The sequence below is a fragment of the Streptomyces javensis genome (genome assembly GCF_039525925.1).
In the GTDB taxonomy this organism is placed as follows: domain Bacteria; phylum Actinomycetota; class Actinomycetes; order Streptomycetales; family Streptomycetaceae; genus Streptomyces; species Streptomyces asiaticus.
Genome location: NZ_BAAAIF010000104.1, coordinates 1 through 23,283, shown reverse-complemented (window position 1 = coordinate 23,283; position 23,283 = coordinate 1). Strand labels below are relative to the sequence as shown.

The window sequence follows — 23,283 nt, the reverse complement described above, 5'->3', positions numbered from 1 at the left end:
GGGCACCGCCGTCTCGTTCGTGGTCGCCTACGCCTCGATCGCCTGGCTGCTCAAGTTCGTCGCCAAGCACTCCTTCAACGCCTTCGTCATCTACCGCATCGCGATCGGCCTGCTGCTGTTCGGCCTGCTCGGTACCGGGGTGCTCACCGCGTGATCGCTTCGAGTACGGTCCTGCGACCGCCCCGCCGGATCCCGTGGCCGGCGCTGGTCGGCCTCGCCTACGCGGTGACCCAACTCGTCTTCGTCGTACCGCACTTGGGGCTGGGCTGGGACGAAACGGTGTACCTCTCCCAGGCCGACCCGCACCGCCCGGCGGCGTATTTCAGCGCCCCGCGCTCGCGCGGCATCAGCCTTCTGACCGCCCCCGTCCTCGCCGTCACCGACTCCACCGCCGTGCTCCGGGTCGTCCTGGCACTGCTGTCCGCCGCCGCCCTGTACGCGGCCTACCGCGTCTGGCAGCCGCTGCTCGGCCCCGGGCGTACCGCCCTGGCCGCGTTGCTGTTCGCCGGCCTGTGGACCACCCTGCTCTACGGACCACAGGCCATGCCCAACCTGTGGGTGGCCCTGTCCGCGGTGGCGACGGTCGGCTGGTTCCTGCGCGCCACACACCCCCCTGCGGGGCGGCGGGCCCTGCTCGGCCTGGGCGCCATGGTCGCGGCCGCCACCTGCTTCCGCTTCTCCGACGGCGTCTGGCTCACCCTGCCCCTGCTCGCGGCGTGCGCGATCGTCCCGGCCTGGCGGCGCCCGGCACCCGCGCTCGCCGTGGCCAGCGGATTCGCCGTGGGTGGCGCCGAGTGGATCGCGGAAGCGTACCTTCGTTGGGGCGGGGTCGGCGCCCGGCTGCACGCCTCCAGCGCCACCGAGGGCGGCATGGGCACGCACTGGGCGGGCGGCATGGCATGGCGCAGCCTCAACGGCCCCCTGCTCTGCCGCCCCTGCCACAGACCACTCGTTCACCCCGAACTCACCCTGTGGTGGCTGTCCCTGCCCGCCCTCGCCCTGATCGCCTGCGTCCTGGCCTGGCGGGCCCGGCGCGGCGCGGTCGTCCTGCTCCCCGTCGTCTGCGCCGCCGCGCTGAGCATCCCCTACCTGCTGCTCATCGACTACTCCGCGCCGCGCTTCCTGCTGCCCGTCTACGCCCTGCTCTCCCCTCCGCTCGCCACCCTGGCCGCACACGCCGCACACGCCATCCGCTCACCCCGCGCCCGCGCCCTGGCCGCCGGGCTGGCAGCCGCGCTGCTCGCCCTGCACCTCTCCGCGCAGTACCACGTGCTCGACCGCAACACGGCCGACGCCCGCGCCACCGCCGCCCGGTACCGCACCGCCGCCCACGACCTGCGCCGCCTCGGACTCACCCCGCCCTGCCTGGTCAGCGGCACACACGCGCCACCCATCGGCTACGACGCCGGCTGCGCCTCCGCCAACGTCGGCGGCAACAACCGCGACACCACCGCACACGCCCTGCTGCGCCGCGCCGCCCGCGAACCCGTCGCCACCCTCGCCAGGACCCGCTCCGGCCCTCCCCGCTACGCCCGCGCCTGGACCCCCCACCCCCTGCCGGGCGCCGGGCTCACGGCCTACACGCCTCCCCATTGACCGGCGGCCGCGCCGGGAGCTGTCGAGGCATCGACCGCGCTCTCGCGGGCGTCAAGGAGGTGCGCGTCATCAATGGTGCGCAGGGACCGCCCTGGATGATCGCGACGAGAGCTACGGCTGCCGATCGCTCGCCGGGGCCGGGGGTTCGACGTGTGCCAGCTCCGGGGTGTCGGTGCTGCAATAGACCAGTCCGTCGTGGTCCACATCGCAGGGCGTGACCGTGCCGTCGTCGTACACGAGCCACGCGAGCACCGGGCGGCGTTCGAGGCACTCCGCGCCGCTGGTGCCGTTCCCGCCGCGGGGCGGTGGGGCGCCGAGGCGGTAGCAGACCGTCCATCCCATCCCCGGTAGGGCTCCGACGACCTGTGGCCGGCGCTCATAGGTCAGGAATCCCGGATGACGGTCAGCACGGACGACACGGCCCTTGTCCCCTTGGGCCGCGTCATCCGTGCCGCATATGTAGCCGACCAGTTCCGCCCCGTCGGGCAGCCACTCCACGATGTCGCATGCCTCGACGCATCCGTTTCCGCGATCGACGAGCGCGACCCACCGCTGTCCCATGCGGGCGGTGGCTTCCACAGGCGGTCCTTTCGACGGCTGGGCTTTCGGTCAGCAGGTCATGCGGTGAGTGGGGCAGGTGGTCGGCCCGCCGCCAGCCGCCGGGTGATCAGCGGGGTCACCAGGACGACGACCAGCAGGCGCAGGCTCTGGACAGTGGAGACCAGGGCGACGTTCGCATGAGAGGAGACCGCAGCGGCGAGCACCGCGTTGATCCCTCCGGGGGTCGTGGCGAGGTAGGCGTCGGTGAACGGGATGCTCGTCACCCCGGCGAAGACCCACGCCAGCCCGGCGCAGCCGAGACAGACGACCGTCATGCAGAGCAGGATCGGGGGCAGCAGACGCCGCACGCTGAGGAGCGTTCGGCGGGTGAACCGTACGCCCACGTCGAGGCCGACGAGGACGAAGACGACGTTCTGGAACACCCCGGTGGGGGCGAAACCGGGCACGGCGCCACTGAGCGTCGCGGCCAGGGCGACCAGCATCGGGCCGATCAGCAGCGGCGTGGGCACCCGCAGCCGCCGGCCGGCCCACGAGCCGACGACGGCGATGGCGGCGAGGGTGGCCAGGCCGGTGAGCTGGTCCGACCCGGCGACGAGGTGGAGGAGGCCGGATCCGGCGCCACCGCCCGCTGCCTGATGGCCGCCCGCGGCGGAGGACGCGGAGGTCATCCAGTGGGCCACGAGCGGGGCGGTGGTGGCGACGAGACCGACGCGCAGGTACTGGGTGAAGGCGACGAGCCGCACATCGGCGTTCAGCTCGTCAGCGCAGGTGACGATGGCGGCCGAACCGCCGGGCACCATGCCGAGGACGGCGCTGGGCCGGCCGATGCGGCCACCGCGGGCCAGGAACCAGGCGACCGCGACGCTCAGCGCGATGGTGGTCGCGGTGACCACGGTCAGTGGCAGCGCGACGGGCGCGGCGGAGAGGAGGGCGGACGGGGTGAGGTAGCTGCCCATGAGGGCGCCGACCAGTGCCTGGGAGGCCCGGTTGGCCGGCGCCGGGAGCCGGTCGCGGACCACTCCGCACAGCGCCAGGACGGCGCCGACCAGCAGTGAGGACAGCAGGTAGGGGGCGGGAACGCCGAAGGCGTCCGCCGCGAGGCCCGCGGCGTACCCCCCGGCGATGATCAGAGCCCAGAGTCCGGTGGGCGCTGGGCGGGAGACGCGGGGCTCGGAGGTGCACGGGGCGGGCTTCGGCGCGGTACCGGCGGTGGAGGACGGAGGTTCGTCCGTACGCCGCAGCGCGGAAGTCGGTGCCACGATCGGCGCCTTTCGTCGAATGGTGCGGGTCCGTTGGCTGGTCTCGACGCCTGTGCGAAGCAGGCACTCTCCACTGTGCCGGGTACGGGCTGTGCACACACTGAGAGCGCTGAGTGAGCGCTGAGGAGAACCTGAGAGCCCGCTGAGAGGCGCGCGGCCGACCTGCGGTCCGGCCTCTAGACTCGCAACCGAGGATCAGTCTTCCGGGCGCCCCGTCGGTACGGTCATGAGGTGATGCCGCGTGCAGGTGCTGGTCGTCGAGGACGAGCAGAACATCGCGCTCGCCGTGGACCGCGGGCTGCGCGCCGAGGGGTTCGGCGTGGACATCGCCGAGAACGGCGAGAAGGCCCTCGGCCTGATCAGGCACAACGACTACGCCGTGATCGTGCTCGACCTGATGCTCCCGGGGCGCAACGGCTATGACGTCTGCCGGACCGTGCGCGCCGCGGGCATCACCACCCCCGTGCTGATTCTCACCGCGAAGGACGGCGAGTACGACGAGGCGGACGCCCTCGACCTCGGTGCGGACGACTATCTGACGAAGCCGTTCTCGTTCGTGGTGCTGCTGGCCCGGATCCGCGCGCTGCTGCGCCGCAGCGCCCCGCAGCGGTCCCCGGTACTCCGTGCGGGTGATCTCTGGCTCGATCCGGCCGCCCACCGGTGCGGCCGTGACGACGAGCGACTGGAGCTGACGCCGCGCGAGTTCGGCCTGCTGGAGTTCATGCTCCGCCACCCCGACACGGTGGTGAGCAAGACCGATCTGCTCGCCCAGGTCTGGGACGCCTGGTTCGAGGGCGACCCCAACATCGTCGAGGTCTACGTCGGCTACCTCCGGCGCAAGATCGACACCCCCTTCGGCCGGTCCGCCATCGAGACCGTGCGCGGCGTCGGCTACCGGCTGGACGGAAAGGGCGGCTGAATGTCCCGACGCCTCCCCGTCGGGCGTCCGGCGTTCGGCCGGGTGCGGCGGCTGACCCGGAGGCTGAGCCTGCGGACCCGGGTCACCATGTGGGCCACGATGGTCGTCGCCCTCGCGATGGTCGCGGCCGGCCTCGGGCTGCTGCTCGGTCTCCAGCACTCCATGTGGAGTGATCGGGACAGCACCGCCCACCAGCGGCTGTCCGATGTCACCGCCCTCATCCGGCACGACCGGCTGGGCTCCCTCATCCCCTCCAACGGAGGGGACGCCGATGTCGTCGAAGTGCTCGGCCCCCAGGGGAAGGTGGTGGCCAGCTCCGACTACGACACGCGCCCCGGCAGTCCCAGCGGCTTCCCGAACCCCCTCCCCCCGCAGGTGCTCGCCGGGCATCCCGCCACCCTCCGTGGCCTCAGCATCGGCGACGGGGGCGACTTCCGCGTACAGGCCCGGCCGATCCGTGTTGACGGCCGACCCGCCACCATCGTCGTGGGGGTGTCCCTGGCCCAGGCCGAGCACACCCTCTCCAGCCTGACCACCGGCCTGGCGATCGGAGTGCCCGCGCTGACCGCGCTGGTGGCGTGGACAATCTCGCTCACCGCCGGCCGCACCCTGCGTCCGGTGGAAACCCTGCGCCGCCAGGCAGCCGACATCACCGCGACCGATCTGCACCGCCGCCTCGACCTGCCCGCCTGCCAGGACGAGATCCACGCCCTCGGCGTCACCCTCAACGACATGCTCGCCCGCCTCGACGACGCCTCCGCCGCACAGCGCCGCTTCGTCGCCGACGCCGCGCACGAACTGCGCAGCCCGCTGACGGCCCTGCGGGCCCAGCTCGAGGTCATGTCCCACTACCCCGACCCCGAACGCGACCCACAGGTGGCCGCCACCCTGCTGGAGGACACGGTACGGCTGCACGACCTGGTCGAGGGGCTGCTGGCGCTGGCCCGCAGCGAGGACCCCGCCCGGTCGCGGTCGCAGGCCGCGCGCGTCGTCGACCTGGACGAGGTGGTGCTGGCCGAAGTCCGCCGGCAGCGCTCCCTGGCCCGGGCGGACATCGACGCCCGGCGGGTCTCGGGCGGGCGGGTGCGTGGCGACACCGAGGCGCTGCGCTGCGTCGTACGGAATCTGCTGGACAACGCCCGCCGCCACGCCGACCAGCGGATAAGGGTGACCCTGGGCGAACGCGGGGGCACCGTCGAACTCACCGTCAGCGACGACGGATCGGGCATCCCGACCGCGGACCGGCTGCGGGTCTTCGAGCGCTTCACCCGGCTCGACGAGGCGCGGTCCCGCGAGGCCGGCGGTTCGGGCCTCGGCCTCGCCATCGTCGGCAAGGTCGTCACCGCGCACGGCGGCACCGCCTACGCCGACCAGGACCCCGCGCCGGAGGACGGCGGCCTCGGCGGGGCGCTCCTGGTGGTCCGCCTGCCGACCGCTCCCCCGTCCGGCTGACCCACCGGGCCTACGGCGCCAGGCGCCGTACGGCAGTCAGGATGTGTTCAGGTATTCGCTGGCACGGTCGGGCCTCATGACATCCGAGACTCCTGAGACCGCCACGGCCTCCGGTCCCGCCACTGCCTCGTCCCCGTCCGGTCACCGCCTCCGCTGGAACAAGGTGCCCGAAGTCACCGTGTACTTCTGGGTGATCAAGGTGCTGTGCACGACCGTGGGTGAGACCGCGGCCGACATGCTGAACGAGAAGCTGGGCCTGGGCCTGACCGGTGTGTCACTGCTGATGAGCGTGGTGCTGGCGGTGGTGCTGGTCGTCCAGTTCCGCACCGCCGCGTACCGGCCGGGCGTGTACTGGCTCGCCGTGGCCCTGATCAGCATCGTCGGCACTCTGATCAGTGACAACCTCACGGACAACATGGGCGTACCACTGACGACGAGCACCACGGTGTTCGCGGTCGTCCTCGCGATCGTGTTCACCGTCTGGTACCGCCGCGAGCGGACCCTGTCCATCCACAGCATCGACTCCCTGAGCCGCGAGTCGTTCTACTGGCTCGCGGTGCTGTTCACCTTCGCGCTGGGTACCGCGGCGGGCGACCTGGTGGCCGAGCGCATGGACCTGGGGTACTGGTTGTCCGCGGTGCTGTTCGCCCTGGCGATCGCCGCCATCGCGGTGGCGCGCTTCACTCTCGACCTGAACGCGGTGTGGAGCTTCTGGATCGCGTACGTCCTCACCCGCCCGCTCGGCGCATCGGTGGGCGACTACCTCTCCCAGCCGACCGGGGACGGCGGCCTGGGCCTTGGCACCGTGGTCACCAGCGTGCTGTTCCTCGCGGTCATCCTCGGCCTGGTGGCGTATCTGACGGTGACGCGGAAGGACGTCATCGAGCGGGAGCGGCTCGGCGAGCGGGCGGCGTGAGCGGTCGGCGGCCGTTCCGGACGCGTTCGGACCGCCGGTCGCGAGGGAGGGGGCACCGGGTCAGCCGGGCGGCAGGCGGACCGTGAACCTCGCCCCGGGCGCGTGCTCGCTGTCGTAGGACACCTCACCACCGGCCGAGCGGGCCAGGCGCCGTGCGAGCGGCAGTCCGAGGCCCGCTCCGCCGTGTCCGTCACCGGGGTCGGCTCGCCGGCCCGGCTGGAAGAGCTGATCGATGAACGGCCGCGGTACGCCGGGCCCGTCGTCGGTGATGTCGACGCGTACGCCGCCGGATTCGCGGACCGTGCGGACGACGACGCCGGACCGGGCGTACCGCAGGGCGTTGGCGAGCAGCGGGCTGACGATGCGTTCGAGGAGGGCCGGAGGAACTCCGGCTTCCGGGCACGCGGCGGGGTCGGCCTGGTGGGTCTGGTGGGTCCGGTGGGTCTGGTGATCGTCGAGCCTGATCGTCACATGGTCCGGGACGTCGAGGTGCTGGACGAGACGGCGCAGTACGGGCCGGACCTCGGCCGTGCCCGTGGTGTGTGTGCCGCCGCGGGCGTCGTCCAGGAGCGTGTCGCAGATCGTCCCCATGGACCGCGTGGCGTCGGCGATGACCTGGTGGGTGGCGCGGGTCTCAGCGGTCGAGCGGGGCCGGGCCCGCCACCAGTCCAGCTCGGCGACGATCCGGCTGAGCGGGGTGCGCAGTTCGTGTGAGAGTTCGCCGGTGAGCTGCCGCTCGTGGCGCAGCACCGTGCGGATGCGGTCCAGAAGCGTGTCCAGGGAGGTGCCCAGCCGGGCGAGCTCGACCGGGCGCCGCACCGCGCCGAAGCGCTCCTCGGAGGTGATGGCGTTCCGCTGGGTGGCCTGGTCGGTCATCGCACGCACGGGGCGCAGCGCGCGGCCCACCGCCAGCCGGGTGAGGACGTAGGTGCAGCCGAGCATCGCCGCGTCCAGGGCGAGCGATCCCAGCAGCAGGGTGTCCGCGGAACCGCGGTACGGGGCCAGGTCCAAGGCCGTGACCACCGTGGCATGGTTGTCGCCGCCGCGCAGCGGCTGGGCACACAGCCGGATGTGCCCGGGCGCGTGGCCGCTGGTGGTGGCGGTGGCGGTGGTGCAGTCCCGCCCGCCGCGTGCGGCGAGCTGTTCGGCGGTCCGGGTCAGCGAAACAGCGGGTGACGGCGGCTGTTCGAGCAGCCGGGTGCCCGTGTAGATCCACACGTTCGTGTCGAGGAGCCCGTCGTCAGGGGACTCCCGGATGCGCACCGTCGGACCGCTCGTGTCGACGGTGGTGGCCACGGCGGCCGCCCGGGTGCGCAACTCGTCGTCCGCCTGGCGCTGGAGGTGGTGGCGGACCACGGTGTTGAACGCCACGGTCAGGAACGTCATCAGCAGCGCGGCGGTGGTCAGGGCGACCAGGGAGAGGCGGCCGCGCAGGGTGCGTGGCGCGAGCCGGGCGAACACGGCGGTCATGACAGGCGGTGGCCGATCCCGCGGGCGGTGCCGATCGTCAACGCACTGCGGGCTTCGCCCAGTTTGCGGCGCAACCGGGTCACGTACTGGTCCAGGGTGTTATCGCTGACCTGCGCGCCCTCGGGCCATCCCGCCCGGACCAGCTCACGTCGGCGCACGACGCCGCCGGCGGCCGCCATGAGGGCGGCCAGCAGCCGGAACTCCGTCGGGGTCAGGTCGACCTGGGCCCCGCCGACGGTGACGCTGTGCCGGACGGGGTCGAGAACCAGGTCCCCGGCGGTGGTCACGGGGGCGGGCCCGGCGCGCTTGAGCGCGGCGCGCAGCCGGGCGGCGAGTTCGGCGAGGTGGAACGGCTTGGGCAGATAGTCATCGCCCCCGGATGAGAACCCGGACAACCGATCGGCGAGACCATGACGAGCAGTCAAGAAGATGACAGGGAAGAGGAATCCGCCCGCGCGCATCGCCTGGCACACGTCGCGCCCGTCCGCGTCGGGCAGCCCGACGTCGAGCACGGCCGCGGCGATGTCTCCGGCGGCCAGGCGCAGGGCGGTGGCACCGTCCGCGGCCGGCACCGTGTCGAAGCCTTCCTCGCGCAGCCCACGCAGCAGGACATCACGCAGGGCGTGATCATCCTCCACGACCAGGATTCTGTGGCCCATGGTCCTCCATCACTCCTTCGTCCCCCAGTGCGGCTTCCGTGACAAACGGGTGGGCGGCCACCGGATCGCCGCGCACAGGCACACTCCGAGCCAGCCGACGGCGAACAACCAGCCACCGAGCACATCGGTGAACCAGTGCACCCCCAGATACACACGGGTCAGTCCCACCAGCGCGCCCCAGCAGCCGACCACCAGGCACACCGGCGTCCTCCCGCGCGGGGCGCGCACCCATATCGCGAGGATCACCAGTCCCGCGGTGAGAGCCGCCGTGGTGGCGTGGCCGGAGGGGAACGACCAGCCGGAGGCGTGCGTGTCCCAGTCCGTATGCGGCGGGCGCGCCCGCGCGATCCACGTCATCACGCCGTACCGGAGGGCCTGACCGGCGCCGAGACAGGCGAGGCCCGATGCCGCGGCGAGGAGCCGATGCGGCAGCGTCCGTCCCACGACGACTCCGGCCACGGCGACGAGCGCGTACGGGGTCACACCGGTTCCGGTCGCGGTCAGCCCACGGGCCAGGGCCACCGCCACCTCGGGGCGGTGGCCCAAGGACCAGGCCAGCAGACCGTGGTCCATGAACAGCGGGGCACCCTCGCGGCCGATGACGACCATGCTCAGCACGCCGAACGCCACCCATGAGGCAAGGCCCATCCCCCCGGCCAGTCCGACGGCTTCCCTGCGCTTCATCGCATCACCAGCGGCCACGGCCATGCGTGCCGCGAGCCGTCGGCAGCGAGGGTCATCGGCTCGCCGCCTTGGCCTTGCGGGAGCGGTACACCTCCGCGGCCAGCGGGATCAGTGACACGATCACGATGAGCGCGATCACCGGGAGCAGATACGTGTCGATGCTGGGAATGGAGGACCCGAGCCCGTACCCGGCGAGCGTCAGTCCCAGACTCCACACGAGCCCGCCGGCCATCTGCCACACCGTGAACGTCCGGGCCGGCACGCCCAGGGCGCCCGCCAGCGGATTCAGCACCGTGCGCACCACCGGCACGAAACGGGCCAGCACGATCGCCTTCGCGTACCCGTACCGCTCCAACAGCTCCTCGGCCCGTGCGGCGCCGTCGTGCAGCCGGGGCGAGTGACTGCGGGCGAGCAGCGCTCCGCCCGCCTTCCGGCCGAGCAGATACCCCCACTGCGCACCGGCCAGCGCGCCCACGGCGGCGGCGATCAGCAGCGGGCCGAGGGACAGTTGCACACCCCGGTCGGCGGTCCCGGTGCCCAGCAGCCCGGCCGTGAACAGCAGCGAGTCACCGGGCAGGAAGAAACCGATCAGCAGGCCCGTCTCGGCGAACAGCACCACGCCCACCCCCACCACGCCAAAGGCGGACAGCAGGGACTGGGCGCTGAGAATGTTCACCGCGAGCTGCGACGCTTCGGCGAAGGGGGGTGCGGCCATCGGCGCGAGCCCTCTCATACTGGACGGACGGGTGCGGCCGAGACGGCGCCCCATTGACTACAATCCTGTAGACGGTCTACCGAACTGTAGACGATGGCGGGGTGAGGAACGTTCCATGACCGACGAGAAGGACGAACGGCGTCCTGCGGGCGAGCTGGAAGCCGCCGTCATGGCGGCCCTGTGGGCCGCCCGCGAACCGCTCACCCCGAGCCGCGTGCAGCGCGAGCTCGGTGTCGGCCTGGCACGTACGACGGTGACCACGATCCTGTCCCGCCTGCACGACAAGGGCGTCGTCGGGCGCGAGCGGCTGGGCCGCGGCTACGCCTACTTCGCCGTCCAGGACGCCCCCGGGCTCACCGCCCGGCGCATGCACGGGGAGCTGGCGCGGGACACCGACCGGGAGACGGTTCTGGCCCGGTTCGTCGCCCAGCTCAGCGCCGACGACGAGCAGGTGCTGCGGCGGCTGCTGGAGGGGGACGAGCGGTGATCGCCCTGCTGCTGGTTCCGCTGCTGCTGCCCTTCGCGGCACCGCCGTCGGCCCGGCGCGCCCTCGCCCGCCTGAACCCGGTCACCGCCCTGTGGGTGCTGACCGCCTCCGCCCTGGTGCTTGCCGGTGCGTGCGTGGCCGCCCTGGGCGCCCTCGTACTGACCGGGCTGCTCAGATTTCCTCTCTTCGCGGCGCTCGGCGAGCTGGTCCACCCCCTGCGCACCTCCTCGGACCTGCTCATGCTGCCCGCGGCCTCGCTGGCCACCGGCGCGCTCGCCGTCGGCGCGTGGGCCCTGGGGCGTTCGGCCGTTCGCCAGGTCGGCGCCTTCCGCGCTGCCCGCACCCAGGCCGAGGCCCGCCCTGCCGTCGGTGACCTGTGCGTCATCGACTCGCCCTACCCGGACGCCTACGCGCTGCCCGGCCGCCCGCAGCGCATCGTCGTCACCACCGGCATGCTGCGCAGCCTCGGCCCGGCCGAGCGCGAGGCCCTCTTCGCCCACGAACGCGCCCACAACCGAGGCGGCCACCACTATTTCCTCGCCGCCGCGGAAATCGCCGCCCACTGCCACCCCGCCCTGCGCGGGCTGCGCGCCGACGTCCGGCTGGTCGCGGAACGCGCCGCCGACGAGGCGGCCGCCGACGCCGTCGGCGACCGGCACCTCACGGCCAGGGCCATCGCCCGCGCCGCGCTGGCCGGCCACGACTCCCGTTCCGCCCGCCCGGACTTCGCCTCCGGGGCGGCCGGCGGCCCGGTCCCCCAGCGCGTCGCCGCGCTCCTGGCGCCCGCGGAACGCCCGGCCCCGGCCAGGCGCTGGACCGCACTGCTCCTCGCCGTCTGCGCACTCCTGTCGGCGGGCGCCGCGACGACCGATGTGCTCACCTTCCACCACGACGTCGAAGTCGCCCAAGGCGAGGAGAGCCCCTGACCAACCGCCCGTGGGTCATCGCGAAGCCGAGCCGTAAATGGGCGACGACGACTGTGACCTCATCCCTGGGCGACAAGTAGCCCGGGGGTGATCGCCGATGTCGCCGGGATCATCGCGTCCGATTACACGGCTGACCGCGTCCCGCTACCCTGCGGCCTCGTGCACAACACCAACCTCTGACCAGGTCAAGCCCGCCAGTTTTGTTAGGACTCCTAGCACTCCTAGGACTCCTAGGAGTGGGGCGCGGTGCCGGACTCGGCCTCTTTGCGTCTGCGCTCCGCCTGCTCGCGGCGCAGCCTCTCCCGTTTGCCGTAGGCGGCGCGGCGGACCGCTTCGTCGCTTTCGAACTCCGAGCCGAGCGCTCCGCCGACGATGGCCGCCGAGCTCGCGAGCCACGCCAGACGCGCGTAGTCGCTGAATCCCACCGGGCGCTTCACCTGATTCGCCAGCACTCCGCTCTCGATGAGGAATGACGCCACCGCGAAGTCCACCACGAAGAGCCCGAGGAGACCCCCCAGGACGCCCAGGGACAGGGTCACCACCGTGGAGGCGTTGTACAGCGCTGCCTTCTCCCGGTCCTGGCGGGATGGGGAGTCGGGGCGCTCCCACAGATGCCGGTGGACGATGAGCCAGGCCACCATGATCGCCGTGGAAAAGACCGACACCACCGCGAGCCGCTCGGCCGCGATCGCGGTGGACACGTTCCAGAGGGTTCCGTTGACGAGAACGACGGCGCTGGTGGCCAGGGCGGCGGCGAGCGCCTTCGCCAAGGCGGGGATCAGCCGCCAGGGGGTGTTGGCCCGCACCATGCCGAGCAGCAGGCGCAGCCGCCCCCGCGCGGCGGACCCCACGATCCGTAGATCGATGAGGTCCTCATCCGCCACCGCGCGCTTCAGCGGGGCGGTCCGCTCCGGGACCACAGGGCCCGTATCCACCCGCATCAGATCCCTCACCAACCGGACGATCGAGCGGCGCAGCCGCCGTCGCAGGAAGATCCCGCCGAGCGCGGGCATGGACACCAGGGCCACCCGGTCCGCTGTGTCCGCGTCGACCGCCAGTGGCCTGCCGTCGCCGAACAGGGGAAGATCGGTGAGGCAGATGGCGATGTCCCAGGAAGCGCGGATCTTCCGGTCCCGCGTCACATCGAGGATGCTCGCGCTGTCGAGCAGGGCGGCGGGCATGGGATCGCGGACGACCTGCACGGACCACCTGACGTTCGGGTCGATCTGCTCGGCGAGCAGGCCGGGCATGTCCTCGGCCAGTTCCTCCGCCAGCTCCGCGGGGGCGTCCGGGTCGGCGACGAGGCCCACCGTCACCTGCGGTGGCGGCTCACCCCCGGGGTCGTGAGTTGGCTGGCTCACCCGTCCCGCCTTCCGCGATGTCATGGCCCGGCCCGCGCCGCCTCACGGTAACGGGACGTCCCCGCGGTGGCGCGGCGACACGGCGCTTCTCCCACGGTTCGGCGTCGAACCATTCGATCCGCCCCCCCCGGAGGAGCGGATCGGCGGCATCCGGCACGGCCGCGCCGCGTCACGGCTCCAGGACGGTCCGCACCGGCAGATGGTCGCCTGGCTCGCGGACGCCTTAGTGGCCGTTGTAGCTCCGGCAGCGGGGGTTCGCGCAGGTCGGCCCGGTCTGGCAGTTCGGGGACCGCCATGTCCCCGTGGCCGTCCGCTAGCCCAGGGCGACACGGATCCAGGTCTTGATCGCCGAGCGTGGCATGGGCCGTGGCCGGAGTGCAGAATGGGCCAGGGGGGAGAAAGAAGGTGTCCCCATGACCACGCACGCTCCCCACACCGACCACGCCCACCAGCATGGAAGCGGCTGCGGCCACGTCGCGCTCCCGCACGGGGATCACACCGACTACGTACACGACGGCCATCTGCACCGGACGCACGACGACCACGTCGATGAGTGCGAGCCCAGTGGCCACACCGTCCACGAAGGCCACGACCACCAGCACCGTGACGACTGCGGACATGTCGCCGTACCGCACGGCAACCATGTGGACTACGTCCACGACGGCCACCGCCACGCCCCGCACGAGGACCACTGGGACGACCACTGACCGCGTCCCTGGCCGACGCCACGAGTCGCACACTCACGACCCTGCTCCGGGGACGTGTGCTGTAGCGCGGAAGCCTCAGACCGACGGCCTGGGGCCGCACCCGTGTGTGCCCGCCCTCACCCGCCCGGCCGGGTCACCACGGCATCGTTGTACGGGTCCTTGGGCGCGGGGACGCGCTTGACGGTCGTGGCGTCCAGGGCCGGGCTCGCGTCGTCCGTCCCGACCTTGCCGGTGGGGTGCCAGGTGCCGGTGACGGTGACCCAGGCATCGGTGGGCGGCGCCGCGGCCCCGTGCACCCGCACCTTGCGCACCGTCGCGTCGGCGGCGCAGCAACTGATGGCCAGGCGGCTGACGTACCAGGTGCCGTGGTGGCCGGGGGTGACGAAGCCGGTGAGGCGCACGGTGTGCCCGCGGAGGGTGCCGTCGGTGTCCCAGACCGCCCGGGAGCTGAAGTCGTTCAGCGACATCTCGACGATCCCGTTGCGCGGGAGGGCGGGGAAGAGGCTGTCTCCGGCGGTGGGGGGCTTCGCCTTCGCCTCGTCGCGGGCGGCGGTGTACGAGCCGAGAGCGGGTGGCGCGAGGAACAGGATGGTCAGGGCCGGTACGTACAGCAGCCAGGCGATCCGCGGCCCCTGAGCGTGATCGTGTCCATGACCTTGATGGCCACCGCGGTCGTGATCCGTACGCGGGCGGTTGAAGGGAAAGCCGTCGCGGGCGGCGCTGACCGCGCCGAGCACGATCAGCAGCACCCCCGAGGCGATGAGCGCGGGCCGCAGGCCCGGGCGCACATAGCGCAGATACAGATCGGTCAGCAGCGAGATGTGCAGCAGACCGACGCCGGTGAACAGGAGCAGCAGCACCTGGATGTTGCGTTTCACAGCAGCCACCACCCCACCAGTGCGCTGCACACAACCGCCACGACCCAGGTGGCCGACGAGAAGCGCAGGGCGAAGGCCCGCCCGAAGGTGCCCGACTGGAGCGCGATCAGCTTCAGGTCGACCATCGGGCCGACCACCATGAAGGCGAGCCGGGCGCTGGGCGAGAACCCGGTGAGCGAGGCGGCGACGAACGCATCGGCCTCGGAGCACACCGCGAGGACCACCGCCAGCACCCCCAGCATGGGCACCGACAGCCACACCGAGTCGGAGAAGAGCCGCAACACGGAATGCGGCACCGCGACGTTGAACGTGGCCGCGGCCGCCGCGCCGACCACGAGGAATCCCCCGGCGTGCAGGAAGTCGTGCTGGAGCGAGACCCGGAACTCCTCCGCCCGGCTCGCGCCGGGCGTGTGCCCGGATGGCCCATTCGGGGCGCGCAGCCACTCCTCACGGCCCAGACGGAGCCATAGCCAGCCCATCACCACGGAGGTCAGCAGCGAGGCGACGAGCCGGGCCGCGACCATCCAGGGGTTGCCGGGAAAGGCCACGTACGTCGCCATCAGCACGATCGGGTTGATGGCAGGGGCCGACAGCAGAAAGGCCAGCGCCGCCGCCGGGGTCACCCCGCGCCGCATCAGACTGCCCGCCACCGGAACCGACGCACATTCACATCCCGGCAACACGGCCCCGGCCACGCCCGCGACCGGCACCGCGAGCGCCGGGTTACGCGGCAACACCCGGGTGAACACCCAGGCCGGTACGAAGGCGCTGATCGCGGCCGACACCACAGTGCCGAGCAGCAGAAACGGCACCCCCTGAATGACGATCGCGGTGAACACCGTCCGCCACGCCGCCACCGCCCGGCTGTCGAGCCCGGCGGAGATCTCGGGCCCCAGCACGATGGCGACGACACCGAGCACCGCCACGGGCAACCCCGCGATCAGCGCATGAGAGGCGACACGTACGGCCATGCGCAGGCCGCCGCCCCCGTCGGGATGTGCGGCCGGTGGCCTCCGGTCGTCGGCAGGGCTCGCGGGCAGCGGTGGCGCGACGTCGACATCCCTGTCCACTACGCCTCCCCTCACACAGGACTCTCCATCACGGCGACATCCGCGACCACACCCTAGCGGCGGTCAATCGATGACCGTTCGGGGACCGCCGATCCGGTTCCTTCTTCCTGGTGGCAGGTCTCCGCGCGGCCGCCCGCCTCGACGGCGGCGGCATCCGTCGCCGCCGCACTCCAGGCCCTCTGTGCCTCGGCATCCGCGACACATGAGGAAAGCCGCTGAGGGGTGGTCATCGGCGATGACCACCCCTCAGCGACCGGAGCGGCTACCGGGAGCCGTAAGGGATCAGGGCCATCTCGCGCGCGTTCTTGATGGCGCGGGCGATCTGGCGCTGCTGTCGGCGCGTCACATGGCTCACCCGGCGGCTGCGGATCTTGCCGCGGTCGGAAATGAACTTCCGCAGCAGGTCGGTGTCCTTGTAGTCCACGTAGGTGATGCCCGCCGCGTCGAGCGGGTTGACACGGCGGCGCTTGGGGTCCGGGCGCTTGGTGCCGATGCGTCGGGACATGATCAGTTCCTTTCCTACGGTGCCCATCCGCGTTCAGGACACCGGGTCGAGCAATTCGTCAAAAGCGTGCGACAGCTTCTTCCAGCCGTCCGGCCCCGCCGCGTACTCGGCGTCGGTCAGCAGACACGAGTCCAGCAGGGCGACCAGACCTTCTCGGTCGAGGCCGGGCGAGGTGAAGGTCATGTGCTGACAGCGGTCGCCGTGTTCGGGATGCCAGTCCAGCGAAGCGGCCACCCGACGCTCGGCCGGCACCATGTCCCAGGCGGCGTCCGGCAGCGCGGCCAGCCAGGGCCCGGCGGATTCCACGCACAGGGCGCCACCCGCCGCGTCCCACGACAGCAGGGTGTCGGGCCGGTCCGCCAGCCAGAAGCGGCCACGGCTGCGGGCCGCGGCACAGCTCAGATCTTCCAGCGCCTCATACAGCCGATCCGGATGGAAGGGGCGGTCGCGACGCCAGACCAGGGTGCTCACCCCGTGTTCTTCGCTCTCCTGCGGCAGCAGCGCACACGCCGGATGCTGACGGGCTGCCGCCGCCTCGACATCGAACCCGGCCGGCAGAGCCACCCCCAGAGCCCCATCGCCGACACGCACCTGCCGCGCGCCCGGGGTGAGCTGGGTCAGCAGAGCGAGATCGCCGTCGTCCGCGGGTTCTTCCGACGCCACGTCCTCGACGACGGCGATCACCGTGGGGTACTCCAGCTGCCGGGCAAACGTGTCGCCGACGGTGCGCTGGTCGGTCGGGGCGGCGGCGAGACCGACCTCCGCCAGGTCGTCGCCATTGGCGAGGTACGGCACCATCAGGGCCGGGTCGACCGCGGTGGCCACCCCGGCCAGCTCCAGCGGCGCGCCTTCGGCAGCGATGACGGCGGCCATGGCCTGGGGCTCGACCGACTCCCACAGTTCGACGACGGCGAGCCGGTGCCCGCCACCCGTGGCCAGGCGCAGCAGTTCGGGGACCATGTCCTCGCGCAGCGCACAGCACGCGCAGTCGTTCACCAGCGGCGCCTCGCCCTCGCCGAGCGGTCCGGAGGCGTCGCGCACGGTGCGGCGCACGGAACGGTCGGTGGCGGCGGACAGGTCGTGGTGCAGCGCCACGGAGCCGGGCACCGTGCGCAGGATCTCCTCGACGGCCGCCCGGCGCGCGTCGGCGTGCAGCCCGCCGACGATGGCGACGGGCAGCCGCCCCTCCGCCACGCTCACCGGTCCCCCCGTCCGCGTCCGTAGCGCCGCTCGAACCGCTCGACGCGGCCCGCGGTGTCCACGACGCGCTGATTGCCGGTGTAGAAGGGGTGGCTCGCCGAGGAGATCTCGACGTCGATCACGGGATAGCTGTTGCCGTCCCGCCACTCCACGGTCTTGTCACTGGTGGCGGTGGAGCGGGTGAGGAAGGCGAAGTCGGCGGACCGGTCACGGAAGACGACGGGCCGGTACGCGGGGTGAATGCCGGGCTTCATGGCGGTCAGCGCTCCTCACGGAAGTCGACGTGGCGGCCGACGATCGGGTCGTACTTGCGCAGGGTCATCCGGTCGGGGTCGTTCCGCCGGTTCTTGCGGGTCACATACGTGTAGCCGGTGCCCGTGGTGGACCTCAGCTTGATGATCGGGCGTAGTTCATTGCGTGCCATGGACGACAGCATACATAGGATCGATTTTCATTTTCATTTAGCTGATACGGTGCTGCCGTCGTAACCCCGCACGAGAAAGAGGGCCCATGTCCGCCCACTGCCAACTCACCGGCCGACAGCCCGGCTTCGGCCACCACATCTCCCACTCCCACCGCCGCACCAAGCGCCGGTTCGACCCCAACATCCAGCACAAGCGCTACTGGCTGCCCAGCGAGGGCCGCCACATCCGCCTCACCCTCAGCACCAAGGCCATCAAAACCGTCGACACGATCGGCATCGAGGCCGCCGTGGCCCGCATCCGCGCCCGGGGAGGAAAGGTCTGATGGCCAAGAAGAGCAAGATCGCCAAGAATGAGCGGCGACGGGTGATCGTGGCGCGCTACGCCAAGCGCCGCGCCGAACTGAAGGCGCTCATCGCCGACCCCCGGACCCCGGAGCAGGAACGGCTCGACGCCCAGCGGGAACTGCGCCGCCAGCCCCGCGACGCCAGCGCCACCCGCGTACGCAACCGCGACTCCATCGACGGCCGCCCCCGCGGCCATCTGCGTGCCTTCGGCCTGTCCCGCATCCGCCTGCGGGAAATGGCACACGCGGGCGAACTCCCCGGAGTGACCAAGAGCAGCTGGTAACCACCGCCGGGCCGCCTCCCGTCGGTCGGCCCGGCCACCTCTCCACGGGACCCGGCAACGTCCCCTCGCCGCCCCGCGCGGCGGCGAGGCCGAGATCGTCGAGGCCGGCCGCGCCCTCATGGTGCCGTGTCAGCCCTCCGGGCCGGGCGCCACGTCGCCGAGCAGCGGATCGGGCAGGCGGGCCCAGCGCTCGGTGCCGAGGGCCAGTTCACCGTCGTCGAGCACGGCGGAGTCCAGCGCGGCCCGCAACCGGTCGGCGTCCAGGTCGGCACCGGTGAAGACGATCTCGTTGCGCCGTTCGCCGTAGTAGTCGTCCCAGTACCACGAGGCGAGCGTCCGGCGCTGGGGCGAGGCGGCGCGCCATGCCGCGGCGTCCTCGCCCTCCAACCAGCCTCCCGCCTCGCGCAGTTCGAGGTGGCGCCCGGCCGAGCGCCAGGAGATGACCGTCCGCGGGCGGGTGGCCGACCACAGGTGTCCGCGGCTGCGCACCACCGACGGCATGACGCGCGGCAGGCCCTCCGCCAGCCGCTCGGGATGCAGCGGGCGACGGGACCGCCAGAGCACCGAGGTCACACCGTGGTCGACGCCGCGGCGGCGTACGACGGGGGCGACGATGTCGAGACGGTCGGCCGGTCCGGCCGCGCTCCAGCCGGGGTCAGGCCGCGCCAGAGCCGTCAGCGCGGTGAGATCGGCGTCGTCGGAGTCGAGATGCACCACCGCCGACGGGTTGAGATGGCCGAGCAGGGCGCGGCACCCCTCCCGGCGGCCGTCCCCCTCCCCCGGCCCGCCCCGCAGGACCATCACCTGGGCGGCCTCCAGTTGGCGGGCGGCGGCTTCGGCGACCGTGAGGGGCGCCGCATTCGGGTCGTGGCCGAGGACGCGGGTGGCGCGGTGCACACAGCGCAGATCGTTCAGCAGGCGGCCGGGATCCACGCCGACGGCGGTCGGGGCCAGTTCGTAGTGGTGCGACAGCGGAGTCCTGCCCAGCGGGGTCCGCCACAGCTCGGCGAGGAAGGGCGCGGTGTCCACGGTGTCGGGGAGCGCGAGCACGACATGCGGACGTGCGGCGGTCCGGGCGATGGCATCCAGGTCCTGCCGGATGATCACCGCCGGGTCTCCGGTCGCCCCGTGGCACAGCGAGGCCCTCCGCCGTTCCTCACCGCCCATGACGAAGCGCTGTACGAAGGGGTACCGCGCCGTCCCGTCGGCGTGGACCGAGACCGAGAGCACCAGGGCGTCGGGCGAGGCACACCGCAGCAGGTCGAGTACACGCCCCCGGACTTCCGGGGTGTTGCCGCACACCAGACCCAGCAGACCCCGGCCCGCGTTCGCGCCGGTGCTCACTCCGCCGCCTGGGCAATGGCGGTCACGACGGCGTGGGCGGTTCTGCGCACCCGCAGCAGCACCAGCGGCACATCTCCTCCTGGATGACGACGTCACGGTGTCACCGCGGAGACTACATGGAAACGGTACCCATTTTCATATACGGTGTGGAGACCACCCGCCGAACAGGAAAGGACCCCGACGTCATGGCCGTGCCCAAGCGGAAGATGTCCCGGAGCAACACCCGCCACCGCCGCGCCCAGTGGAAGGCGAACGCGCCGGAACTGGTGACGATCACCGTCAACGGCCGCGAACACCGCGTACCGCGCAACCTCGTCCCCGCCTACCGGCGCGGACTGCTGCACCCCGAGGGCTGACCGCCCCATGGCCGATCAGCTTCCGGTGACGGTCCTGTCGGGTTTCCTGGGATCCGGCAAGACCACCCTCCTCAACCACCTCCTCAACAACCGCGAAGGACTGCGCGTCGCGGTCATCGTCAACGACATGAGCGAGGTGAACATCGACGCAACCCTCGTCCGCGACGGCGACGCGGCCCTCTCCCGCACCGAAGAGCGCCTGGTCGAGATGGTCAACGGCTGCATCTGCTGCACCCTGCGGGACGACCTGCTGGAGGAGGTGGACCGGCTCGCCAGGGAGGGGCGGTTCGACTACCTCCTCATCGAGTCCAGCGGCATCTCCGAACCCATGCCCGTCGCCGCGACGTTCGCCTTCCCGCGCGATGACGGCGCCACGCTGGGCGAGGTCGCGCGGCTCGACACCATGGTCACCGTCGTCGACGCCGCGGGCTTCCTGCCGGAGCTCACAGGCGGCGACGAACTGGCCGAGCGGGGCCTTGACCAGTACGAGGACGACGAGCGCACCGTCAGCGACCTCCTCATGGACCAGGTCGAGTTCGCCGATGTCATCGTCCTCAACAAGCTCGACCTGGTCACCCCCGAGACCGCCGAACGCCTGGCGGCGGCGCTGTCCCGGCTCAACCCGGCCGCCCGCATCGTCCCCGCCACCCACGGCCGAGTCGCCCCCGCGGAGGTGCTCGGAACCGGCCGCTTCGACCTCGAACGCGCCCAGCAGGCCCCCGGCTGGGTCATGGAGCTCAACGGCGACCACGTCCCCGAGACCGAGGAATACGGCATCTCCAGCACCGTCTTCCGCGCCACCCGGCCGTTCCACCCCGCCCGGCTGTGGAACTTCGTCGCCACCGAGTTGGACAGCGGGACCTACGGCGGCGTCCTGCGCTCCAAGGGCTTCTTCTGGCTGGCCACCCGCCCGCGCGTGACCGGGCTGTGGTCACAGGCCGGCGCCGTGGCCCGGTTCGAGCCGTCCGGAGCACGCGACGGCGGCGGGCCCGGCTCCGCACCCGGCCCCGACCGCGGTCAGGAACTCGTCTTCATCGGCACCGGACTGCGTCCCGCCGCCCTGCACACGGCCCTGTCCGCGTGCCTGCTCACCGACGACGAGCACGCACGGGGCGTACCCCACTGGGTGACCTGGGACGATCCCTTCCCCGCCTGGGAGACCTACGGCCTCGACGAGAGCTGCGACCACGAGCACGGACCACACGAGGCCGTGCCGGTACCACAGCACTGACAGCCAACCCACCCGTCCTGGTCATGGATGTCATGTTCAACTAGCATGCGCAACAGATCGATGCCTGTGTAGCGGGAGGCAAGCGTCATGCACGGTTCGTCGGCCGGGGAGTTCCCACCCGTCGTGGAGGATCCATGCCCTCGTCCCCGTCCCGCCATCTGGCACTGATCACCGGCGCCTCCCTCGCCCTTCTGGCAGGCTGCGGCAGCTCGGACTCCGGCCTACGAGGCCGACACCCGGACCCAACTGGCCCTGTCCAAGGCGAAGGTCGTCATCGAGAACGGCGGCTACGACGACTTCGTGGACCGGATGCTCAAGGGCAACACCTCCGCCGAGGTGATCAACGCGGTCAAGGTCTCCGGCAAGACCGCCCCGAAGGGCGGCGAGCTCAACGAGCACGTCCGGTACGACTTCCCCAGCGTCGCCAAGGTCGCCGACCGCATAGCCGCCGCACTCGGCAAGGCCGCTCCCGACGACGCGGCCACCTTCACCAAGAACGCCGAGGCGTTCAAGGAGAAGGTCAAGCCGCTTCAGGCGAAGGAAGCGGAGATCAAGAAGAAGCACGGCGGCGAGGGCGTCGCCATCACGGAGCCGGTGCCGCTCTACCTGACCGAGGCGTGCGGGCTGGCGAACAAGACGCCGAGGAGTTCAGCGAGGCCATCGAGGAGGGCGACGGCGTCTCTCCGAAGACCCTGCGGGACACCCTGGCGCTGTTCACGGACAAGCGGGTCAAGGCGCGGGCCTTCGCGCGCCGGGCCCGCCAGGGCCAGGCCGAACCCAGCGACACCGGCACGGCGGCGGTGATCAGCCTGCGCGGCGCCGCCCTGTCCTACGGCGACCGCACGGTGTGGCGCGGCCTCGAACTCGACGTACGGCCAGGGGAGTTCCTAGCCGTCCTCGGGCCCAGCGGCTTCGGGCCAGGCATGCCGCCGCAGCGGCAGGGCAGCCAACTAGCGCGTGGGTGCTGCTGCTCAGCGCCTCGTCTCGTACCTGGTCAGGACCACGCCGCCGGGAAACGTCCGCGTCTCCACCAGGTTCAGGTTCACCCAGCTGTCCAGCGCGGTGAAGAACGGCGTGCCGCTGCCCACCAGGACCGGATGGGTGGCGATCACGTACTCGTCGATCAGCCCGGCGCGCATGGCCGCCCCGGCGAGCGTTGCGCCGCCGATGTTCATCGGGCCGCCGTCCTCGGCCTTGAGGCGGGTGATCTCGGCGATCGCGTCGCCGGTGACCAGGCGGGTGTTCCAGTCGACCTTGTCGATCGTCGAGGAGAACACCACCTTCGGCGTGTCCCGCCAGTTCCGCGCGAACTCGATCTCCGCCGGGGTGGCGTTGGGCTGCTGGTCGCCGGTCGGCCAGTAGGAGCTCATCGTCTCCCACAGCTTGCGCCCATACAGCGACAGGCCACTCGCCTGCTCGTGGTCGAGCCACCACTGGAACAGCTCGTCGCTCGGCGGTCCGCTCCAGCCGATGTCGTCGCCGACCGCGGCGATGTAGCCGTCCAGGGTCAGGTTCATACCGTAGATCAGTTTCCGCATGGCCCAGCCTTCCGTCCGTGGGTGTCCGGCGTATAGACCAGCGCGGCGCGCAAAACTCATCGGTGCGCGATCCGGGCCCGCCGGTAGCCCTCGTGCTCGGGCCCCAACGTGGTGTACTCGGCCGACTCGGCCAAGCCGCCTGATCCCGACCTCGCCTTCGCGAGGAAATGGGGCCGTTGAGCCCTGGGCGCGGCTCAGCGGACCACGGAAGGCCCTCGAGGAGCGCTGTGAGGGCGGCGGCGCCTGGTGGAGTCTTCCTGCGCGGAGAGCAGGTCCGGGGGGGCCTGCTCTCGCGCGTCACTCGCCGCAGCGACGAGCCCGTCAGGGAATGTCACTCCGATTCGGCCGCGCGGTACCGGGGAGCGAATTCCTCCTCGACGAAACGTTCGATGGAGGT

The 23,283-nt window shown here is 71.9% G+C and carries 27 protein-coding genes and 2 pseudogenes; 14 read left to right on the top strand and 15 right to left on the bottom strand.

Annotated elements, in window-relative coordinates:
• Together ABD329_RS44635 and ABD329_RS44630 are read left to right on the top strand one after the other, a co-directional pair.
• The coding region (locus ABD329_RS44635; protein ID WP_344317971.1) for an undecaprenyl-diphosphate phosphatase at positions 1-154 on the top strand (154 nt) is incomplete at its 5' end.
• Entirely contained in the window at positions 151-1,596 is a 1,446-nt protein-coding gene (locus ABD329_RS44630) for a hypothetical protein (RefSeq protein ID WP_344317970.1), read from the top strand. The genes ABD329_RS44635 and ABD329_RS44630, both read left to right, overlap by 4 nt.
• 111 nt (positions 1,597-1,707) lie before the next feature.
• Here the strand turns inward: ABD329_RS44630 and ABD329_RS44625 are convergent, their stop codons facing one another.
• Together ABD329_RS44625 and ABD329_RS44620 are read right to left on the bottom strand one after the other, a co-directional pair.
• Entirely contained in the window at positions 1,708-2,175 is a 468-nt protein-coding gene (locus ABD329_RS44625; protein WP_198281951.1) for a hypothetical protein, read from the bottom strand.
• A gap of 38 nt (positions 2,176-2,213) precedes the next feature.
• Positions 2,214-3,416, bottom strand: coding sequence for an AbrB family transcriptional regulator (locus ABD329_RS44620; protein WP_198281950.1), 1,203 nt, complete (start codon positions 3,414-3,416; stop codon positions 2,214-2,216).
• Positions 3,417-3,657: 241 nt separating this feature from the next.
• On the opposite strand from ABD329_RS44620, the gene ABD329_RS44615 reads away from it, so the two are divergent.
• From ABD329_RS44615 to ABD329_RS44605, 3 genes are all read left to right on the top strand, one after another.
• Positions 3,658-4,335: a response regulator transcription factor gene (locus ABD329_RS44615; RefSeq protein ID WP_198281949.1), complete on the top strand. Its 678-nt coding sequence runs from the start codon at positions 3,658-3,660 to the stop codon at positions 4,333-4,335.
• Positions 4,336-5,787, top strand: a complete 1,452-nt coding sequence (locus tag ABD329_RS44610; protein WP_344317969.1) for an ATP-binding protein — start codon at positions 4,336-4,338, stop codon at positions 5,785-5,787. It begins immediately after the preceding gene.
• 76 nt (positions 5,788-5,863) lie between these two features.
• On the top strand, positions 5,864-6,703 hold the full coding sequence (locus tag ABD329_RS44605; RefSeq protein WP_198277149.1) for a COG4705 family protein: 840 nt from the start codon (positions 5,864-5,866) through the stop codon (positions 6,701-6,703).
• Positions 6,704-6,763: 60 nt separating this feature from the next.
• Here ABD329_RS44605 and ABD329_RS44600 read toward each other — a convergent pair whose 3' ends face one another.
• The 4 genes from ABD329_RS44600 to ABD329_RS44585 are packed head-to-tail and all read right to left on the bottom strand — an operon-like array spanning position 6,764 to position 10,231.
• Positions 6,764-8,173, bottom strand: a complete 1,410-nt coding sequence (locus tag ABD329_RS44600) for a sensor histidine kinase (RefSeq protein WP_198277148.1) — start codon at positions 8,171-8,173, stop codon at positions 6,764-6,766.
• Positions 8,170-8,832: a response regulator transcription factor gene (locus ABD329_RS44595; RefSeq protein WP_198277147.1), complete on the bottom strand. Its 663-nt coding sequence runs from the start codon at positions 8,830-8,832 to the stop codon at positions 8,170-8,172. Before ABD329_RS44595 ends, ABD329_RS44600 begins: the two co-directional genes overlap by 4 nt.
• A 9-nt stretch (positions 8,833-8,841) precedes the next feature.
• Positions 8,842-9,516, bottom strand: coding sequence for a phosphatase PAP2 family protein (locus ABD329_RS44590; protein WP_198277146.1), 675 nt, complete (start codon positions 9,514-9,516; stop codon positions 8,842-8,844).
• Positions 9,517-9,568: 52 nt separating this feature from the next.
• On the bottom strand, positions 9,569-10,231 hold the full coding sequence (locus tag ABD329_RS44585) for a DedA family protein (RefSeq protein ID WP_198277145.1): 663 nt from the start codon (positions 10,229-10,231) through the stop codon (positions 9,569-9,571).
• Between the two features lie 115 nt (positions 10,232-10,346).
• Between ABD329_RS44585 and ABD329_RS44580 the strand changes: the two genes are divergently transcribed.
• Positions 10,347-10,718, top strand: coding sequence for a BlaI/MecI/CopY family transcriptional regulator (locus ABD329_RS44580; protein ID WP_198277144.1), 372 nt, complete (start codon positions 10,347-10,349; stop codon positions 10,716-10,718).
• Positions 10,715-11,644: a M48 family metalloprotease gene (locus ABD329_RS44575; RefSeq protein ID WP_344317968.1), complete on the top strand. Its 930-nt coding sequence runs from the start codon at positions 10,715-10,717 to the stop codon at positions 11,642-11,644. The genes ABD329_RS44580 and ABD329_RS44575 overlap by 4 nt, the downstream gene beginning before the upstream one ends.
• A gap of 230 nt (positions 11,645-11,874) precedes the next feature.
• Here ABD329_RS44575 and ABD329_RS44570 read toward each other — a convergent pair whose 3' ends face one another.
• Positions 11,875-13,005, bottom strand: a complete 1,131-nt coding sequence (locus tag ABD329_RS44570) for a hypothetical protein (RefSeq protein ID WP_198277142.1) — start codon at positions 13,003-13,005, stop codon at positions 11,875-11,877.
• A gap of 413 nt (positions 13,006-13,418) precedes the next feature.
• Here ABD329_RS44570 and ABD329_RS44565 point away from each other — a divergent pair, with 413 nt between their 5' ends.
• Positions 13,419-13,712 carry a hypothetical protein gene (locus tag ABD329_RS44565; protein WP_198277141.1) on the top strand — a complete coding sequence of 98 codons (294 nt, stop codon included), beginning with the start codon at positions 13,419-13,421 and terminating at the stop codon, positions 13,710-13,712.
• Positions 13,713-13,828: 116 nt separating this feature from the next.
• On the opposite strand, the gene ABD329_RS44560 is transcribed toward ABD329_RS44565, so the two are convergent.
• The 6 genes from ABD329_RS44560 to rpmG all read right to left on the bottom strand — a co-directional run bounded on the left by ABD329_RS44560 (position 13,829) and on the right by rpmG (position 17,789).
• Positions 13,829-14,590, bottom strand: coding sequence for a TIGR03943 family putative permease subunit (locus ABD329_RS44560; RefSeq protein ID WP_344317967.1), 762 nt, complete (start codon positions 14,588-14,590; stop codon positions 13,829-13,831).
• Complete coding sequence (locus tag ABD329_RS44555) at positions 14,587-15,660, bottom strand: permease (protein WP_198281333.1); 1,074 nt, start codon at positions 15,658-15,660, stop codon at positions 14,587-14,589. Before ABD329_RS44555 ends, ABD329_RS44560 begins: the two co-directional genes overlap by 4 nt.
• Positions 15,661-15,922: 262 nt before the next feature.
• Positions 15,923-16,165 carry a 30S ribosomal protein S18 gene (gene rpsR / locus ABD329_RS44550; RefSeq protein ID WP_100808862.1) on the bottom strand — a complete coding sequence of 81 codons (243 nt, stop codon included), beginning with the start codon at positions 16,163-16,165 and terminating at the stop codon, positions 15,923-15,925.
• A gap of 33 nt (positions 16,166-16,198) precedes the next feature.
• The gene (locus ABD329_RS44545) at positions 16,199-17,365 is read right to left on the bottom strand and encodes a CobW family GTP-binding protein (protein ID WP_198281332.1); all 1,167 of its coding nucleotides are present in this window, start codon (positions 17,363-17,365) and stop codon (positions 16,199-16,201) included.
• On the bottom strand, positions 17,362-17,619 hold the full coding sequence (locus tag ABD329_RS44540; protein ID WP_198281331.1) for a type B 50S ribosomal protein L31: 258 nt from the start codon (positions 17,617-17,619) through the stop codon (positions 17,362-17,364). Before ABD329_RS44540 ends, ABD329_RS44545 begins: the two co-directional genes overlap by 4 nt.
• Before the next feature lie 5 nt (positions 17,620-17,624).
• Positions 17,625-17,789 (bottom strand): 50S ribosomal protein L33, encoded by a 165-nt coding sequence (gene rpmG, locus ABD329_RS44535; protein ID WP_198281330.1) that lies wholly within the window; start codon positions 17,787-17,789, stop codon positions 17,625-17,627.
• 86 nt (positions 17,790-17,875) lie between these two features.
• Here rpmG and rpmB point away from each other — a divergent pair, with 86 nt between their 5' ends.
• Together rpmB and rpsN are read left to right on the top strand one after the other, a co-directional pair.
• Positions 17,876-18,112, top strand: coding sequence for a 50S ribosomal protein L28 (gene rpmB / locus ABD329_RS44530; RefSeq protein WP_014056553.1), 237 nt, complete (start codon positions 17,876-17,878; stop codon positions 18,110-18,112).
• Positions 18,112-18,417, top strand: a complete 306-nt coding sequence (gene rpsN / locus ABD329_RS44525) for a 30S ribosomal protein S14 (protein ID WP_198281329.1) — start codon at positions 18,112-18,114, stop codon at positions 18,415-18,417. Before rpmB ends, rpsN begins: the two co-directional genes overlap by 1 nt.
• Positions 18,418-18,546: 129 nt before the next feature.
• Here the strand turns inward: rpsN and ABD329_RS44520 are convergent, their stop codons facing one another.
• The gene (locus ABD329_RS44520; protein ID WP_344317966.1) at positions 18,547-19,761 is read right to left on the bottom strand and encodes a GTP-binding protein; all 1,215 of its coding nucleotides are present in this window, start codon (positions 19,759-19,761) and stop codon (positions 18,547-18,549) included.
• A 185-nt stretch (positions 19,762-19,946) separates the two neighbouring features.
• On the opposite strand from ABD329_RS44520, the gene rpmF reads away from it, so the two are divergent.
• From rpmF to ABD329_RS44500, 4 genes and pseudogenes are all read left to right on the top strand, one after another.
• The gene (gene rpmF, locus ABD329_RS44515; protein WP_198281672.1) at positions 19,947-20,117 is read left to right on the top strand and encodes a 50S ribosomal protein L32; all 171 of its coding nucleotides are present in this window, start codon (positions 19,947-19,949) and stop codon (positions 20,115-20,117) included.
• 7 nt (positions 20,118-20,124) lie between these two features.
• On the top strand, positions 20,125-21,348 hold the full coding sequence (locus ABD329_RS44510) for a GTP-binding protein (protein ID WP_198281671.1): 1,224 nt from the start codon (positions 20,125-20,127) through the stop codon (positions 21,346-21,348).
• 134 nt (positions 21,349-21,482) lie between these two features.
• Positions 21,483-22,124: pseudogene (locus ABD329_RS44505) on the top strand (metal ABC transporter substrate-binding protein); the annotation flags it as partial.
• A 24-nt stretch (positions 22,125-22,148) separates the two neighbouring features.
• Positions 22,149-22,265, top strand: a pseudogene (locus ABD329_RS44500) (ABC transporter ATP-binding protein); the annotation flags it as partial.
• A gap of 54 nt (positions 22,266-22,319) precedes the next feature.
• Here the strand turns inward: ABD329_RS44500 and ABD329_RS44495 are convergent.
• Positions 22,320-22,886 carry a dihydrofolate reductase family protein gene (locus ABD329_RS44495; protein WP_198281670.1) on the bottom strand — a complete coding sequence of 189 codons (567 nt, stop codon included), beginning with the start codon at positions 22,884-22,886 and terminating at the stop codon, positions 22,320-22,322.
• Positions 22,887-23,283 lie beyond the last annotated feature (397 nt).

Excerpts from the sequence above, each read along its gene's own strand:
- ABD329_RS44540 (WP_198281331.1), bottom strand. The coding sequence starts at position 17,619 with ATGAAGCCCGGCATTCACCCCGCGTACCGGCCCGTCGTCTTCCGTGAC.
- rpmG (WP_198281330.1), bottom strand. The coding sequence starts at position 17,789 with ATGGCACGCAATGAACTACGCCCGATCATCAAGCTGAGGTCCACCACG.
- ABD329_RS44510 (WP_198281671.1), top strand. The coding sequence starts at position 20,125 with ATGGCCGATCAGCTTCCGGTGACGGTCCTGTCGGGTTTCCTGGGATCC.
- rpmB (WP_014056553.1), top strand. The coding sequence starts at position 17,876 with ATGTCCGCCCACTGCCAACTCACCGGCCGACAGCCCGGCTTCGGCCAC.
- rpsN (WP_198281329.1), top strand. The coding sequence starts at position 18,112 with ATGGCCAAGAAGAGCAAGATCGCCAAGAATGAGCGGCGACGGGTGATC.
- rpmF (WP_198281672.1), top strand. The coding sequence starts at position 19,947 with ATGGCCGTGCCCAAGCGGAAGATGTCCCGGAGCAACACCCGCCACCGC.
- ABD329_RS44590 (WP_198277146.1), bottom strand. The coding sequence starts at position 9,516 with ATGAAGCGCAGGGAAGCCGTCGGACTGGCCGGGGGGATGGGCCTTGCC.
- ABD329_RS44605 (WP_198277149.1), top strand. The coding sequence starts at position 5,864 with ATGACATCCGAGACTCCTGAGACCGCCACGGCCTCCGGTCCCGCCACT.
- ABD329_RS44495 (WP_198281670.1), bottom strand. The coding sequence starts at position 22,886 with ATGCGGAAACTGATCTACGGTATGAACCTGACCCTGGACGGCTACATC.
- rpsR (WP_100808862.1), bottom strand. The coding sequence starts at position 16,165 with ATGTCCCGACGCATCGGCACCAAGCGCCCGGACCCCAAGCGCCGCCGT.
- ABD329_RS44595 (WP_198277147.1), bottom strand. The coding sequence starts at position 8,832 with ATGGGCCACAGAATCCTGGTCGTGGAGGATGATCACGCCCTGCGTGAT.
- ABD329_RS44585 (WP_198277145.1), bottom strand. The coding sequence starts at position 10,231 with ATGGCCGCACCCCCCTTCGCCGAAGCGTCGCAGCTCGCGGTGAACATT.
- ABD329_RS44580 (WP_198277144.1), top strand. The coding sequence starts at position 10,347 with ATGACCGACGAGAAGGACGAACGGCGTCCTGCGGGCGAGCTGGAAGCC.
- ABD329_RS44610 (WP_344317969.1), top strand. The coding sequence starts at position 4,336 with ATGTCCCGACGCCTCCCCGTCGGGCGTCCGGCGTTCGGCCGGGTGCGG.
- ABD329_RS44600 (WP_198277148.1), bottom strand. The coding sequence starts at position 8,173 with ATGACCGCCGTGTTCGCCCGGCTCGCGCCACGCACCCTGCGCGGCCGC.
- ABD329_RS44565 (WP_198277141.1), top strand. The coding sequence starts at position 13,419 with ATGACCACGCACGCTCCCCACACCGACCACGCCCACCAGCATGGAAGC.